Annotated in this window: 14 protein-coding genes; 9 read left to right on the top strand and 5 right to left on the bottom strand. The window is 29.9% G+C overall.

The window, feature by feature from the left end:
* Positions 1 to 5: 5 nt before the first annotated feature.
* On the top strand, positions 6 to 1,775 hold the full coding sequence (locus WAO74_RS00785) for a MutS-related protein (protein WP_422158859.1): 1,770 nt from the start codon (positions 6 to 8) through the stop codon (positions 1,773 to 1,775).
* 106 nt (positions 1,776 to 1,881) lie between these two features.
* On the opposite strand, the gene gldD is transcribed toward WAO74_RS00785, so the two are convergent.
* From gldD to mutY, 4 genes are all read right to left on the bottom strand, one after another.
* Positions 1,882 to 2,439, bottom strand: a complete 558-nt coding sequence (gldD, locus tag WAO74_RS00780; RefSeq protein WP_422158858.1) for a gliding motility lipoprotein GldD — start codon at positions 2,437 to 2,439, stop codon at positions 1,882 to 1,884.
* Complete coding sequence (locus tag WAO74_RS00775) at positions 2,432 to 3,760, bottom strand: gliding motility-associated protein GldE (RefSeq protein WP_422158856.1); 1,329 nt, start codon at positions 3,758 to 3,760, stop codon at positions 2,432 to 2,434. The genes gldD and WAO74_RS00775 overlap by 8 nt, the downstream gene beginning before the upstream one ends.
* A 19-nt stretch (positions 3,761 to 3,779) precedes the next feature.
* Positions 3,780 to 4,217 (bottom strand): single-stranded DNA-binding protein, encoded by a 438-nt coding sequence (locus WAO74_RS00770; protein WP_422158855.1) that lies wholly within the window; start codon positions 4,215 to 4,217, stop codon positions 3,780 to 3,782.
* Between the two features lie 86 nt (positions 4,218 to 4,303).
* Positions 4,304 to 5,350: an A/G-specific adenine glycosylase gene (mutY, locus tag WAO74_RS00765; protein WP_422158854.1), complete on the bottom strand. Its 1,047-nt coding sequence runs from the start codon at positions 5,348 to 5,350 to the stop codon at positions 4,304 to 4,306.
* Between the two features lie 140 nt (positions 5,351 to 5,490).
* Between mutY and WAO74_RS00760 the strand changes: the two genes are divergently transcribed.
* Both WAO74_RS00760 and WAO74_RS00755 read left to right on the top strand, forming a co-directional pair.
* Positions 5,491 to 5,781 (top strand): HU family DNA-binding protein, encoded by a 291-nt coding sequence (locus tag WAO74_RS00760; protein WP_298782135.1) that lies wholly within the window; start codon positions 5,491 to 5,493, stop codon positions 5,779 to 5,781.
* 288 nt (positions 5,782 to 6,069) lie between these two features.
* Positions 6,070 to 7,602, top strand: a complete 1,533-nt coding sequence (locus WAO74_RS00755) for an Rne/Rng family ribonuclease (protein ID WP_422158853.1) — start codon at positions 6,070 to 6,072, stop codon at positions 7,600 to 7,602.
* 83 nt (positions 7,603 to 7,685) lie between these two features.
* On the opposite strand, the gene WAO74_RS00750 is transcribed toward WAO74_RS00755, so the two are convergent.
* Positions 7,686 to 8,741 carry an endonuclease/exonuclease/phosphatase family protein gene (locus WAO74_RS00750; RefSeq protein WP_422158851.1) on the bottom strand — a complete coding sequence of 352 codons (1,056 nt, stop codon included), beginning with the start codon at positions 8,739 to 8,741 and terminating at the stop codon, positions 7,686 to 7,688.
* A gap of 144 nt (positions 8,742 to 8,885) precedes the next feature.
* Here WAO74_RS00750 and WAO74_RS00745 point away from each other — a divergent pair, with 144 nt between their 5' ends.
* The 6 genes from WAO74_RS00745 (at position 8,886) to WAO74_RS00720 (ending at position 15,513) form a co-directional block, all read left to right on the top strand.
* Positions 8,886 to 11,636, top strand: coding sequence for a carboxypeptidase-like regulatory domain-containing protein (locus WAO74_RS00745; RefSeq protein WP_422158850.1), 2,751 nt, complete (start codon positions 8,886 to 8,888; stop codon positions 11,634 to 11,636).
* A gap of 19 nt (positions 11,637 to 11,655) precedes the next feature.
* Complete coding sequence (locus tag WAO74_RS00740; protein WP_422158848.1) at positions 11,656 to 13,044, top strand: DUF5689 domain-containing protein; 1,389 nt, start codon at positions 11,656 to 11,658, stop codon at positions 13,042 to 13,044.
* Between the two features lie 72 nt (positions 13,045 to 13,116).
* Positions 13,117 to 13,518 carry a methylmalonyl-CoA epimerase gene (gene mce, locus WAO74_RS00735; RefSeq protein WP_422158847.1) on the top strand — a complete coding sequence of 134 codons (402 nt, stop codon included), beginning with the start codon at positions 13,117 to 13,119 and terminating at the stop codon, positions 13,516 to 13,518.
* 72 nt (positions 13,519 to 13,590) lie between these two features.
* Positions 13,591 to 14,469, top strand: coding sequence for a cell division protein FtsX (locus WAO74_RS00730; RefSeq protein ID WP_422158845.1), 879 nt, complete (start codon positions 13,591 to 13,593; stop codon positions 14,467 to 14,469).
* Positions 14,470 to 14,472: 3 nt separating this feature from the next.
* Complete coding sequence (locus WAO74_RS00725) at positions 14,473 to 14,715, top strand: DUF3098 domain-containing protein (protein ID WP_422158843.1); 243 nt, start codon at positions 14,473 to 14,475, stop codon at positions 14,713 to 14,715.
* A gap of 3 nt (positions 14,716 to 14,718) precedes the next feature.
* Positions 14,719 to 15,513: an undecaprenyl-diphosphate phosphatase gene (locus WAO74_RS00720; RefSeq protein ID WP_422158842.1), complete on the top strand. Its 795-nt coding sequence runs from the start codon at positions 14,719 to 14,721 to the stop codon at positions 15,511 to 15,513.
* Positions 15,514 to 15,562: the final 49 nt, after the last annotated feature.

Here is a 15,562-nt window from a genome sequence, read left to right as displayed (position 1 = left end):
TATAGATGATAAACCCTTTAGATTTTTACAATCAGCAAAAAGCTGAACTAGAAAGCGAGTCTTCTAAACTAAAAAGTAAACTTTTAAATTTAGGTATTTTTAGATTCGCCATTTTCTTAACAATTTGCTTTTTAGTTTATACAACCTTTGGTGATTATCCAGTTGTATTTATCATCGCTTTTTTGGGGATTGGCCTATTTACTTTTTTGGTTTTAAAATTTATCAACATTAAAAAAGAAAAAGAAATTATTGATGCAAAAATTGACATTAATACAATAGAAATACGAGTTTTAAATCGAGATTTTCATCATTTAGATACTGGTTTAGAATTTGTAAATCCGTCTCATTTTTATAGCAATGACATTGATTTGTTTGGCAAAGGTTCTTTTTTTCAATATATAAATAGAACAAAAACAAATGATGGAAAAATAAAATTAGCAAACACATTTACAGAAAATAAAATAGATGGAATTCTGCATAAGCATGAAGTAATTGAAGAGCTTTCAGAAAACGTGAAATGGCGTCAGCATTTTTCGGCTTTAGCAAGTTTGGTTTCGGTTAAAAAGAGTGCAGATTTCACAGTGCAATGGATTAAAAATTATACCACTATTTTACCAAAATTTTCTAAGATAATTCAATTGGGTTTTTCAATTATTTCTCTTCTTTTAATTTTGCTTATTTCTTTTGGTTTTGTCTCATTTACCTATTTAATTATCTGGTTTTTTATAGGTCTTTTTGTTGCAAGTAGATATATAAAAAAAACAAGTCAAATTTATACAGAAATAGATAAGGTTAGCGATACTTTTAAGCAATATCATCAATTATTAAACGAGATTGAAAATAAAGTTTTTAATGCTAAAAACTTAAAAGAGAAGCAAAAAGTTATCAATTCTGAGGATAAAAAAGCTTCAGAAATTTTTAAAGAAATTTCTAAAATTTTAAACAGTTTCGATCAAAGAAATAACGACGTGATTGCTATCGTTGGAAATGGACTTTTTTTATTTGAAATTTATAATGCTTGCAAAGTAGAAAAATGGCTTCTACAATATAAACAAACTGTGGAAAAGTGGTTTGAAGTTGTGGCATATTTTGATGCTCAAAACTCTTTGGCGAATTTTAAATTCAATCATCCAAATTTTGTTTTTCCAGAAATAATTGAATCAACAGAAATTATAAAAGCTAGTAATTTAGGACACCCTTTATTAAAAGTTGATAAAAGAATAGACAACGATTTTACCATAAATAATGAACAGTTTTTTATTGTTACAGGGGCAAATATGGCTGGGAAAAGTACTTTTTTAAGAACGGTTTCTTTATCAATTGTGATGGCAAATTGTGGTTTGCCTGTTTGTGCAAAATCGTTTTTATACAAACCTATAAAGTTAATTACGAGTATGAGGACAACAGATTCTTTAACAGAAGATGAATCGTATTTTTATTCTGAATTAAAACGTTTAAAGTTTATTGTTGATAAAATTGAGAATGAAGACTATTTAATAATTTTAGATGAAATTTTAAAAGGAACCAATAGTAAAGACAAAGCCATTGGCTCTAAAAAGTTTGTAGAAAAGCTAACGAAATCTAAATCTACAGGAATTATTGCAACACACGATGTGAGTTTGTGCGATTTGGAAAATGAGTTCCCAACTATAAAAAACTATTATTTTGATGCTGAAATTGTAAATAATGAACTTTACTTTGATTACGCTTTAAAAAACGGAGTTTGCAAGAATATGAATGCTTCCTTTTTGTTGAAGAAAATGGAGATTGTTTAGTTTTATTTGAGACAGGAAAGAAAAGATTCAAGAGACAAGACTAAAAAAACCTATTGCTTTAGCTAAAAAAGTAGTTCTTTACCTTTGGCAAGGGTAGGATGGACTTTTATTTCCAGTCTAAAGTCTCAATCAAATGCAAAATATCTTCTTTAATATAGGCTACTGCAGGTAAAATAGAATCGTAATTTGGTTTTGCATAAAAATACAAAGAACCTTTTATAAAATGATTTGTGCTGTCTGTTATATGAAATTGTAAATGTGATGCTGCATTTCCTGTAATTTCATACAAACTGCCAAATACTCTTTTTTTAGGGTTTACAAAGTCTTTGGGTTTAATTTCATCAGCTTTTACAGCATGCTTAAAAACCAATTTTTCTGCTTCTACTAAAAGTTCTTGTAAATTGTTTTCTATAGGTCTGTATGTAATATCTATTGATGCTTTTAAGTTCGGATATTTAATTTTCAGCCAATTATTTTTATCATTAATAATTTTTGTATTCTTTTCAATTTCAAAAGAATAAGGTCTTTCTAGTTCTAATGTTTTATATTCTTTTTTAGGATACTCTAAACTTAAATAGGCTTTTGGTTTTGGCAGAACTGCATCATTACAAGAAACAAGAAAAAAGAGAAGAAAGAAAAGAGAAGAGAGAAAAATATTACGCATTGCGAGTTGCTTTTACTTGTTTGATGCGTTTTTTATCTAACGCTTCTATAGTAAACGTATAATTCTTAAAGTTTATTTTCTCTCCTTTTTTAGGGAACTTGCCAGAAATTTCTAAAATAAAGCCAGCTAAAGTTTCACTTTCACCTTTTTCTTGCTCAAAAATTTCTTCATCTTCATCGTCTAAAACTCTGCAAAAATCTTTTATGGTTGTTTTTCCTTCAAAAATATAATTGTTTTCATCTATTTTAGAGTAGTGTAAATCTTCATCATCAAATTCATCGTTGATGTCGCCTACAATTTCCTCTATAACATCTTCTAAAGTAACCAAGCCACTTGTTCCTCCATATTCATCGACCACAATTGCCAAATGATTTTTTCGAGATCTAAAATCGTCTAATAAGTCATCTAATTTTTTGTTTTCTGGCACAAAAAAAGCTTCTCTTAACAAACTTTGCCATTTAAAACTTTTTTTATTTAAATGGGCTAACAAATCTTTTGCGTATAAAACACCAATAATATTGTCTATATTATCTTTGTAAACAGGGTTTCTAGAATAGCCATTTTCTAAAATTTTAGCCAAAACATTTTCGTAAGATTCTTCATCTGAAAGTGCAAAAATATCAATTCTAGGTTTCATTATTTGCACTGTTTCTGTGTTCCCAAAATTTACGATTCCTTCTAAAATTTTTTGTTCGTCTTTGGTAGTTGCTCCTTCAGAAGTTAGTTCTAATGCTTGTGATAAAGTTTCCACAGAAAAGCTAGAATTTTTATTACCTAACTTCCTCTCTATAAATTTTGTAAGCGCAATTAAAGGCAGTGTAAAAGGTGTTAGAAGAACGTTAATTACATGAATAAACTTAGACATTGTTTTAGAAAAACGAAGGGCATTTCTAGAGGCATACACTTTAGGTAACACTTCACCAAACAATAAAATTAAGAAAGTAACTAAAATAACTTCGATTAAAAATCGAATAGGAATTTTAAAATAATGAAGATCTAATTCGTAGTTAAAATCGCCAAATAAATTATCTGCTAAAGAAGCAAATAGTAAAACAATTAGAATATTTATAAAGTTATTTGTAATTAAAATTGCAGCCAATAATTTTCTTGGCCTCTCCAATAAAGTTACAATAATATTTTCCTTTTTACCATCACTAGACAGTTGATTTAAATCTGTTTGTGAAAGAGAAAAAAAAGCAACTTCTGTTCCAGAAATTATTGCAGAACTGATAAGTAAAATAATTATTGCAATAGCGTTAATAGCAGAAAGAAAATCAATTGATGAAAATAAAATAAATAAAGGTTCAGGATCTGGGTCCAAATGGTATAATTTTTATTGATTAAAATGGTAAATCGTCATCTTCTTCTGTTGTTACAGATTTTGATTTTGTAGATGATGATTCGTTGTTTGGTTGATGATTATCTTGGCTGTTTTCTGTACTCTTTTTGGTAGATAAAAAAGTCATTTCTGTAACTTGAACTTCAGTGGAGTAACGTTTTACTCCATCTTGTTCCCATTGTCTATTTTTTAGTTTTCCTTCACAATAAACTTTGTCTCCTTTCGATAAATATTTCTCGCAAATTTCTGCTAATTTATTTCTAACAACAATGTTGTGCCAATCTGTGGTGGTAACTTTTTCACCTGTTTGCTTGCTTGTATAACTTTCGCTGGTTGCAATAGGAAAACGTCCAACACTATTTTTATCATCAAAATAATGCATCTTCACATCATCGCCTAAATTGCCAATTAAAATTACTTTATTTATAGTTCCTGCCATGTTCTCGATACAATTTTTATCATTTATCAATTCAAAAAATCACTAGAACTGATAAATTATTTAGTATATCAAAAGTACTAAAAATATTAATTACTTTTTGGTTGATATTTGTCTAAAAAATTTGCAATTAAAACAGGTACAGGATATTTTTCTATGTCAGACCATTTCGTTTTTGCTTCGTATAAATTTTTAGTTTCTACGATCCAGAATTGCGTATTTAAATGTTGATGAGATAATTTATGCACAATTTCTTTTTTGTTGAAAAGAGAAATAGTAGTTTCCTCTTGAAATAAATTGATAAATTTTTCTGATGACATCAATTCATTTTTATCAATTATTTTATCACTTTCAAGTAAAGGAAATTGATACAATCCTTGCCAAATTCCTTTTCCTTTTCTTTCTTTTAAAATGGTTTTATCATCATTAGTTTTAACCACCAGAAAATTAAAATAACGATTTCTAACTTTCGTTTTTTTCTCTTTAACAGGTATTTCTTTTATCAGATTTTTTTCTAAAGCTACGCAACTATTAGAAAAGGGACAAGTTTCACAAAGTGGATTTTGAGGCTTGCAATGTAAGGCACCAAAGTCCATAATTGCTTGGTTAAAAGTGCCTGGTTGAGTTTCATCAAGCAAAGTTTGTGCTAATTTTTTAAACTCTTTTATACCTGCTGATGAATTTATGGCTGTTTTAATGCCAAAATATCTAGCTAAAACTCTGTACACATTTCCATCTACAACAGCTGTTGGTTTATTAAAACAAATAGAAGCAATTGCTGAGGCTGTATAATCGCCTATTCCTTTTAGTTTTATAATTTCTTTAAATGTTTCTGGAAATTCGCCATTAAACTCATTCGCAATCTGTTTTGCAGTAAAATGCAAATTTCTTGCTCTAGAGTAATATCCAAGTCCTTGCCACATTTTTAAAACGGTGGTTTCATCTGCTTTTGCAAGGTCGAAAACTGTTGGAAATTGGTGTGTAAATTTCTCATAATAAGCCAAACCTTGAGCAACTCTTGTTTGCTGAAGCATAATTTCTGATAGCCAAATAAAATATGGATTCTTAGTTTTACGCCAAGGTAAATCTCTATTATTTTGTAAGTACCAGTAAATTAATGTGTTAGAAAAAATCATTTTAAAAAAATAGAAATGCAATATTACATTTTAAAATTCACATAATTTTAAGTCTTATTGTTTTTGGAATTGATTAATTATCATATATTTGCATCCGCATTTTTGGAATTAATTTAATAAAAAAAGTAAAAATAAAGAACATGACGAAAGCAGATATCGTATCAAAAATTTCAGATAAATCAGGAATAGAAAAAACAGATGTTTTGGCAACTGTAGAAGCATTTATGACTGAAGTGAAAGATGCATTGGAAAGTGGTGATAACGTTTATTTAAGAGGATTTGGTAGTTTTATTATCAAAACAAGAGCAGAAAAAACAGGTAGAAATATTTCTAAGAATACTACTATTAAAATTCCTGCTCATAATATTCCAGCTTTTAAACCAGCGAAAACTTTTACAGAAGGTGTAAAAAATAAAGTGGCTGTTAAGTAACAAAATATTAATCTAAACCGTTAAAGGTTTTCAAAACATCAGAATTTATGCCAAGTGGTAAAAAAAGAAAGAGAGCAAAAATCTCTACGCACAAAAGAAAGAAAAGAGCTAGAGCAAATAGACATAAAAAGAAAAAGTAAGCTAATGCTTACTTTTTCGTTTATAGTTTAGCGAAAAAAACAAAAAGTTCATTGACATCGAGGTTACACACACCTCAAATGGTATTACAAATACCTGACAATATTAATCCATCTGCACAAAAATGTGCAGTGTTAAAACCAGTTCAGCATGAAAACAGAATTAATAATTCGTTCAAATTCATCTGATATTGATTTTGCCTTATTAAGAGATGGAAAACTTATTGAATTAAATAATGAAACAACTGATAACAAATTCTCTGTTGGCGATATTTTTTTAGCCAAAATAGGAAAGGTGTTAACAGGTTTAAATGCAGCCTTTGTAAATGTAGGTTACCCAAAAGATGGGTTTTTACATTATCATGATTTAGGTGCGCAAGTAAACTCATTAAATACGTTCATTAAGAAAGTAAGCACAGGTAAGTATAAAGAATTCACTTTAAAAAATTTCCAGAAAGAGGAAGACATCCACAAAGACGGTAGTATTAACAAAGTATTAAAAACAGGACAAAATCTTTTAGTACAAATAGTAAAAGAACCAATTTCTACAAAAGGTCCTAGATTAAGTTCAGAACTTTCTATTGCAGGTAGATTTTTGGTATTAGTTCCTTTTTCTAACAGAGTTTCTGTATCACAAAAAATTGCAGATCCAAAAGAAAAAGAACGTTTAAAAAGATTAGCAAAAAGTATAAGACCAAAAGGTTTTGGCGTAATTTTAAGAACGGTTGCAGAAGGCAAAAAAGTAGCAGAACTAGATAAAGATTTGCAAAACTCTTTAGAGCGTTGGAAAACAATGTGTAAAAGAATAGCAAATACAAATACGCCAACCAAAATTCTGAGCGAATTAAACAGAGCATCTTCTATTTTAAGAGATATTATGAATGAAACATTTACAAACATTGTTACAAATGATGAAACCTTGAAAGTAGAAATTAAAGAGTATTTGCAAGAAATTTATCCTGAAAAGGAAGATATTGTAAAACTGCACGATTCTACAGTTCCTATTTTTGAGAAATACGGAATTGAAAGACAAATTAAAACTTCGTTCGGAAAAACTGTTTCTATGAGCAGAGGTGCCTATTTAGTTATAGAGCATACAGAAGCTTTACACGTTATTGATGTTAATAGCGGAAATCGTTCTAACAAAGCAGGCTCTCAAGAAGAAACAGCATTAGAAGTAAATTTAATTGCTGCTGCTGAAATAGCACGTCAGTTACAACTGCGTGATATGGGAGGCATTATAGTAATCGATTTTATTGATATGCATAAAACTGAAAATAGGAATAAACTGTTTCAGTACTTAAAAGAGCAAATGTCTTTCGACAGAACAAAACATAAAATATTACCTCCAAGTAAATTTGGGTTAGTACAAATTACAAGACAAAGGGTTAGACCAGAGTTAAGTATTAAAACTACCGAAGACAACCCAAATACAAATGGACAAGTAGAGGCTCCAATAGTTTTATTAGATAAAATTCAAGCAGATTTAGAAAAATTGATGTCAAATTCTAAAGACAATAAAAAGATACAATTACATATACATCCTTTTATTGCTGCGTATTTAACCAAAGGAGTAAACTCAATTCGTTTTAAATGGTATTTAAAACACAAAAAGTGGATTACAATTATACCTAGAGATGCTTACACATATTTATATTATAAGTTTGTTTCTGAAACAGAATAAACTATAATTAAGGCAATAATTTTTTATCAAAAAACCCCACAACTTAAAAGTTGTGGGGTTTTGTGTTTTGCAAAAAAAGTACTTTATTTTTTCTCTTTAATCAGGTACATATATACTGGGTAATGATCTGAATAACCACCTGTATAACCACCATAAGAAAAACTTCGAAAAGGATATCCTTTAAACTGGCCAGTTCTACCGGTTAAAAAGCGCTTGTTAAAAATCATGGCTTTAAACATTTTATAGCTCGAAAAATCTTTTTCTCCTTTATCTAGTAGAGGAGAAGAAATTAAAACCATATCAAATAAATTAATATTATCTCTATAGCCTAAGGTGTTAAAACCTCTTCTGTGCAAATCTTCGTAAGGATTGTAAATATCTAAATCACCAACTTCGCTTTTATCACTTTTAGTTTTTAAAACTTCTTTAAAGCTGGTATTTGTTGGATCGTCATTAAAATCGCCCATAATTATAATCTTGGCATTTGGGTCTTTTTCTCTAACTTTTTCTATAATTTTTGTATTTTGATAAGCCGCTTTTTCACGCGAAGGTCTGCTTTTTGCTTCTCCACCACTTCTGGAAGGCCAATGATTTACAATAATATGCACTAATTCATCATCTAAATAACCAGATACCAACAATTGATCTCTTGTATATACTTTGTAGCCATCCCTGTAAATATTAGGATTAAATGCTTCGTGATAAACAGGTTTAAAATATCTTTTTTGATATAGTAAAGCCACATCAATACCACGTTTGTCTGGAGAATCGTAATGAATAATTCCATAATCTTTACTGGCAATATGCTTCGACTTTACCAAATCTTCTAAAACACTTAGGTTTTCTACCTCAGAAACCCCAATAATTGCAGGGCTGGTATTTGCCATATCTTCTCCAATCTGTGCTATTACGCTTCCTATTTTGTCTATTTTATCCCAGTATATCTGAGATCTGTTCGCCTTAAGTTCCATCATTGGGCTAGCTTCGTCGTTAATGGAAGTGTCGTTAATGGTATCAAATAAATTTTCTACATTGTAAAAAGCAATCGTTCTAATATTGTATTTTTTTCCTTTATCTTGAGAGTAACTTGTAAAAATTACAAAAAAAAGAATTGTTAGAAATGGTAAATATTTTTTCATTTTTAATTATTTATTTGACAAATTTATAAAACAATATTCAAGCCAAAGATGATATAATGTTATTTTAACATTAGAGTTTGTTAAAATTTGTTAATTTTGCATGCAATTATTTGCTAAAAAATATAAAAATACAAACAAACGTTTATGAGAAAAATTATTTTTTCAATATTTATAATGTTATTTTTTCTAACAGGAATTAATGCACAAAATATTGTGAAAGGAATTGTTACAGATAGCGATTCTGAAAAGCCATTGCAAGGTGTGTTAGTTAGTGTGAAAGATACATCATCTAAGCAAATGACTGATGCAAGTGGTTCTTTTTTGTTAAAAGACATTCCAAATGGAAGTTACATTTTAGAAATTAAACTAGTAGGTTTTGAAATTCAAAATTTCCCTCTAGAGTTTTCAGGAAAAACGATAGATTTGGGTAACATTCTACTTTATAGAGATGTTACTGAAGACAGAGATTTAAGTTTAATTACCATTACAGACGATGAGTTAAATGATGATGCAAGTGCAGCAGATAATATTGCAGGACTTCTACAAGCTACACAAGATATCTTTTTAAGAAGTGCAGCTTTTGAGTTTAGTTCTTCCTTTTTTAGAATTAAAGGTTTAGATTCTGGTTATGGTAAAGTGCTTATCAATGGAATAGAAATGAACAAATTGTACGATGGTAGAGCTCAATGGAGTAATTGGGGTGGCTTAAATGATGTATTAAGAAACCAAGAATTCAGTAATGGATTGGCTCCATCAAACTATACTTTTGGAGGTGTTTTAGGGTCAACCAATATTAACACAAGGCCATCAGAGCAAAGAGCAGGTACAAGAATTAGTTATTCCTCTTCTAACAGAAGTTATGTGCATAGACTTATGGCTACTTATTCTTCTGGAATTATGGAAGATGATTGGTCTTTCACGTTCTCTGCGAGTAGAAGATCGGGTTTAGAAGGCTTTAACGAAGGAACAACTTATAATGCGTACTCAATTTTTGGTGCTTTAGAAAAGAAGATTAATGAAAACCACAGTTTAACTTTTACTTCTATTTTTACACCAAACAGAAGAGGTAAATCTTCTCCTGCAACTCAAGAAGTAATTGATTTAAAAGGAATTGCTTACAATGAATATTGGGGATATTTGAATGGAAGAAAAACAAACTCTCGAATTAAAGAAGTAGAAGAGCCAATTTTAATGTTAAATCATTATTGGGATTTAAACGATAAAACTTCTTTACAAACCAATATTGCTTATCAGTTTGGTAAAATTGGTAACAGTCGTTTAGATTTTAATGGTGGTGCAAACCCAAGTCCAACTTATTACCAATATTTACCAAGTTTTTTTGAAAGAAATGGTGATTTAGGGGGTGCTTACGAGGCTCAAAAAGATTTTAGAGCAGATGGTCAAGTAGATTGGAATAGAATAATAGACGCAAACGTTACAAACGCATCTGTAGGTGTTAACAATGCTTATGTTTTATACGAAGACAGAAATGATGATAAACAGTTAACTGTAAATACCATTTTAAATTCAGAATTAACAAACAATATCACTTTAAATGCAAAATTAGAATACAAAAGATTACGCTCTAATAGTTTTGCAGAAGTAATCGATTTATTGGGTGGTATTGGTTATTTAGACGTTAACCCTTTTGCAAACACTCAAGATGGTCAACAAAATAACTTATTGGATCCTAATAGAGTAGTTGGAGAAGGAGATGTTTTTAGATATAATTACAATCTAAATTCGGATGTTATGGGAGCATATTTACAAACACAGTTTAAATACAATAAAATAGATTTTTATGGTGCTGTAGACGTTTCTAAAACAACACATCAAAGAGAAGGATTGTTTCAAAATGGACGTTTTGTAAACAATTCTTTAGGTTTGTCAGAAAAGTTAGAGTTTACAAATTTTGGTGTAAAAGCGGGTGCAACTTATAAAATTACAGGACGTCATTTAATTGACGCAAATGTAGCTTACATGACTAACGCACCAACTATAAGAAACTCGTTTTCTAATTCAAGAGAAAACAATAACACAGTAGATAATTTACAAAGTGAAAAGATTTTCTCAACAGACTTTAGTTACATTGTAAGAAGTCCTATTATCACCTCTAGATTTACAGCTTATTATACAAATGTTTCTGATGCAACAGAAATATCATTTTACTTTGCAGATGGTGTTGGTGGAGATAATACAGCATTCGTTCAAGAAGTTCTTACAGGCATAGAAAGAAAACATATTGGTTTAGAATTAGGACTGGAAGCCCAAGTTACTCCAACAATTAAATTAAAAGGAGCAGCTTCAATAGGTCAATTTACCTATGCAAACAATCCAAATTTATATTTAACTTCAGATGTTGCAGATAATGGTGGTTTTGATAGTAATTTTAGATCGAAAGATTATGTTGCTTTGCTTGAAAACTATAAGTTAGCAGCTGGTCCACAAAATGCATATTCTTTAGGGTTCGAATATAGAGATCCAGATTATTGGTGGGTTGGTGCAACAGCTAACTTTTTTACAAATACCTATGTAGATGTAGCTCCATTAACTAGATCGTCTAATTTTTATGAAGATGCAGATGGTTTGCCTTTTGCAGATTACGACCCAGCTTTGGCAAGAGATTTATTACAACAAGAAAAATTTGATGACTATATGGTTGTAAATTTAATTGGAGGTAAATCTTGGAAAATTGGTGATAAATTTATTAGTGTATTTGCAACTGTAAATAACTTGTTAAACCAGGAATACAAATCTGGTGGATTTGAGCAAGGAAGAAACGCAAACTTCAGACAATTAAGAGATGATAAAGCGTTAGATAACCCAGTATTTGGAAACAAATATTGGTATGGAAGAGGTACAACCTACTTTTTAAATGTGAACTTAAGATTTTAAATAAAATAAATAAACGAAAATGAAAACAAATAAAATAATCATTCTTTTACTAGCTTTTATAACTAGTATTTCATTCACATCATGTGTGCAAGATGGAGACTACACTGTGCCTTCTGATTTAGGTATTGCAGAAAATGATGCTGTAGTAAAAATTATAGCAGATATTACAGCTGGTACAAAATCAGAAATTACTGTTGCGAACTTAAAAGGATTATTTGTTAATGGACAAGTAACAGAAATTACTTCGAATACAGTTGTAAAAGGATTTGTTACATCATCAGATCAAACAGGTAATTTTTATAAAGAACTTTACATTCAAGATAAAGCAGAAAATCCAACAGCAGCTATAAAAGTTGTTATGGAATTAACAGATTCTTACAATAAATTTAATATTGGTAGAGAAATTTATATAGATTTAAACGGATTATTTATTGGAGAAGTTAGATCTGGAGATGGTATAGTTGCCATTGGTGGTGATAAAAATGATGATGATGAAGTAGAAAATCTTTCCATAAATCAAGTAACTGCAAAAATGTTTAGATCTTCAAAAACCGAAGCAATAGTAGCTTTACCTGCTTTGATTTCTGAACTTAATGAAGCAAAAATAGGAATGTTTGTAGAAGTACAAAATGTATTTTTTGCAGATAATTTAGCTGGTAAAACTTATGTGGATGCAGATGATCAATTCGATACTCAAAGAATTTTTAATGGTTGTAGTGGTTTCGATATCGCAAATTTTATTTTAGAAACCAGTGCATTTGCAGACTTTAAATTTTCAACAATTCCTGCTGGAGGAGGTACAATTTCTGGAGTAGTGTCTAAAACATTCAATGGAAGCGATTTAGTTTTAGCACTAAACTCTACATCAGATGTAAAACTAGGGGGAGCTAAATGCGAAGCTTTAGACATTTCTACATTTAACCAAACTTTTGTAGAAGAGTTTAATAACATAACAACAAACTGGACATCCTACAACATTTCTGGTGCAGAAACTTGGGGAACAACTACTTTTGGAAATCCAGGAACAGCAGCAAGAGCTTCAGGTTATAGTGGCTCAGCAAAAACAAATGAAGACTGGTTAGTTTCTAAAGCTATAGATATTTCAACATCTTCAAGTGCATTCGTAATTTTCGAAACCGTTAAAAGGTTTGGTGGTAACGATTTAGAATTTTTCTATTCTAAAGATTATACAGGTGGAGACCCAACTGTAGCAGCAAACGGAACTTGGGTAAAGTTAAGCCCAGCATTAGACACAAATGTTAATAGTTGGACTTCTTGGACGTCTTCTGGTGCAGTAGATATTTCTGCAGCAGCAGGTGGAAATGTTTTTGTAGCCTTTAAATATACCTCAACAACAAGTGATGCCGCAACTTTTCAAATCGATAATTTGAAAGTGTTAACGCAGTAAATTAAAATTTATAAAAAGGAAAGCCTCAAATTTTTATTTTGAGGCTTTTTTTAGTTCAACCAATTTTACACTATGAAAAAAATAGAACATATTGGAATAGCAGTAAAAAATTTAGAAAAATCGAATCAACTTTTTGCTTCCATTTTTGGTAAATCTCACTATAAATTAGAAGAGGTTTTAACAGAAGGTGTAAAAACATCTTTCTTTAAATCTGGGCCTAATAAAGTTGAGTTGTTAATGGCAACAAATCCAGAGAGCCCAATTGCAAAATTTATAGAAAAAAAAGGAGAAGGTATACATCATATTGCTTTTGCTGTAGATGATATAAAAGCAGAAATAAAAAGACTTAAAAAGGAAGGTTTTACAGTTTTAAATGATGTTCCAAAAAAAGGTGCAGATAATAAATTAGTTGCTTTTTTGCATCCCAAAACCACCAATGGAGTTCTTATTGAATTATGCCAAGAAATAGAATAGTTAAAATACTGCAAACAACTACAATCAACTGCTTACTAATTATTATCTTGCAACGATTTTAAAAGTGATAATATGTCTATAAAATATGATTCTTATCAAAAAAGACGCTTACAATCTTCTTACATTTCAGTTGTAATTAGCATTGCTTTGGTACTTTTTATGGTTGGTATTTTAGGGTTGATACTTTTAAAATCTACAAAAGTTGCGAATCGTGTAAAAGAAAAGGTGGCAATGACTCTTTTTTTAAAAGACAAAGTAACCCAAAAGCAAATAGAAAGTTTTAAAGAATCTTTAGAAAGCGAACCATTTGCAAGAATGGTAATTTACACAAGCAAAGAGCAAGCAGCAAAAAATTATAGCGAAGAAATTGGGGAAGATTTTTTAAAATTTTTAGGGGAGAACCCTCTTAAAAATGGTTTAGATATCTATTTAAATGCAGATTTTGTAACCCCAGAAAATATGCAAGAAATGGAAACCCGTTTTTTAACAAATGCATTTGTTGCAGATGTTTCTTATGATAAACCTCTAATAAATCTGTTAACTAAAAACATCAAAAGAATTAGTTTTTGGTTGTTGGTTTTAAGTAGTTTTTTTGGCTTAATTGCAATTATTTTAATTAATAGCTCCATTCGATTATCAATTTACTCAAAAAGATTTAACATAAAAACCATGCAAATGGTAGGAGCTACCAAAGGTTTTATAAGAAAACCATTCATTTTAAGAAGTATAAAATTAGGAATTATTGGGGCAATTTTAGCTTTAATTGGCTTGGCAATTGTTATTTTTTATATCGATAAATACGCACCAAGTTTATACCTTTTAGAAGATTATACAACCTTAGTTTACATTGCGTCTGGTGTGCTTTTATCTGCATTTTTAATTACATGGTTTAGTACTTTTTTTGCAACCCAACGTTTTTTAAACCTACAAACAGACGAACTTTATTATTAAGATATGAATAACGAAAACACGCAACAAAAAGAGTTTTTATTTGGTAAAAAAAACTATATCATTATGTTAGTGGGCATAGCATTTATTGCAATAGGCTTTATTTTCATGGTGGGTGGAGGTAGTGATAATCCAGAAGTTTTTAACGAAGAAATTTACAATTGGCAAAGAATTCGTTTAGCACCAACATTGGTTATTATTGGATTGGGAATAGAGATTTATGCTATTTTGGCAGATTCTAAAAAATAATTTATGGATATTTTAGAAGCAATAGTTCTTGGGGTAATTCAAGGATTATCAGAATTTTTACCAGTTTCTTCTAGTGGTCATTTAGAGTTGGCAAAAGCTATTTTAGGTGATACTTCAGTGCCAGAAGAAAGTTTAACTTTTACAGTAGTTTTGCATTTTGCAACAGCATTAAGTACCCTTGTTATTTTTAGAAAAGAGGTTGCAGAAATTTTTAAAGGATTGTTTCAGTTTAAATGGAATGATGAATTAAAATTTTCTCTAAAAATTATTATTTCCATGATTCCTGCTGTTATAGTAGGTTTGCTTTTTGAGAAAGAATTAGAATCTTTTTTCGGAGGCAAAATCTTATTAGTAGGCTGTATGTTATTAGTAACTGCTCTTTTGCTTTTATTAGCAGACAAATCAAAAAACACAAATAAACCAGTATCGTTTTCAAATTCTGTAGTTATTGGAATTTCACAAGCTATTGCGATGTTACCAGGAATTTCGAGGTCTGGCGCAACAATTTCTACATCTGTTTTATTAGGAATTGATAGAACAAGAGCTGCGCGTTTTTCTTTTTTAATGGTAGTTCCATTAATTTTTGGTAAAATAGGAAAAGATGTTTTAAGTGGTGATTTAAACTTTCAATCATCAGAAATGTTTCCAATTTCGATAGGATTTATTGCTGCTTTTTTAGCAGGTTTATTAGCTTGTAAATGGATGATTGCTTTGGTTAAGAAAAGTAAACTTTCGTACTTTTCCTTATACTGTGCAATTGTTGGTTGTATCGCAATTGGCTATGCACTTTTAAACTAATTTTTGTCATTCTTGTGCAGACAGGAATCTGTTTTCAAAATTTATTTGA

It is taken from the genome of Polaribacter sp. (assembly GCF_049276715.1).
Taxonomy (GTDB): domain Bacteria; phylum Bacteroidota; class Bacteroidia; order Flavobacteriales; family Flavobacteriaceae; genus Polaribacter.
The sequence above is the reverse complement of the archived record's forward strand: the minus strand, read 5'-3'. Positions and strand labels throughout refer to the sequence as shown.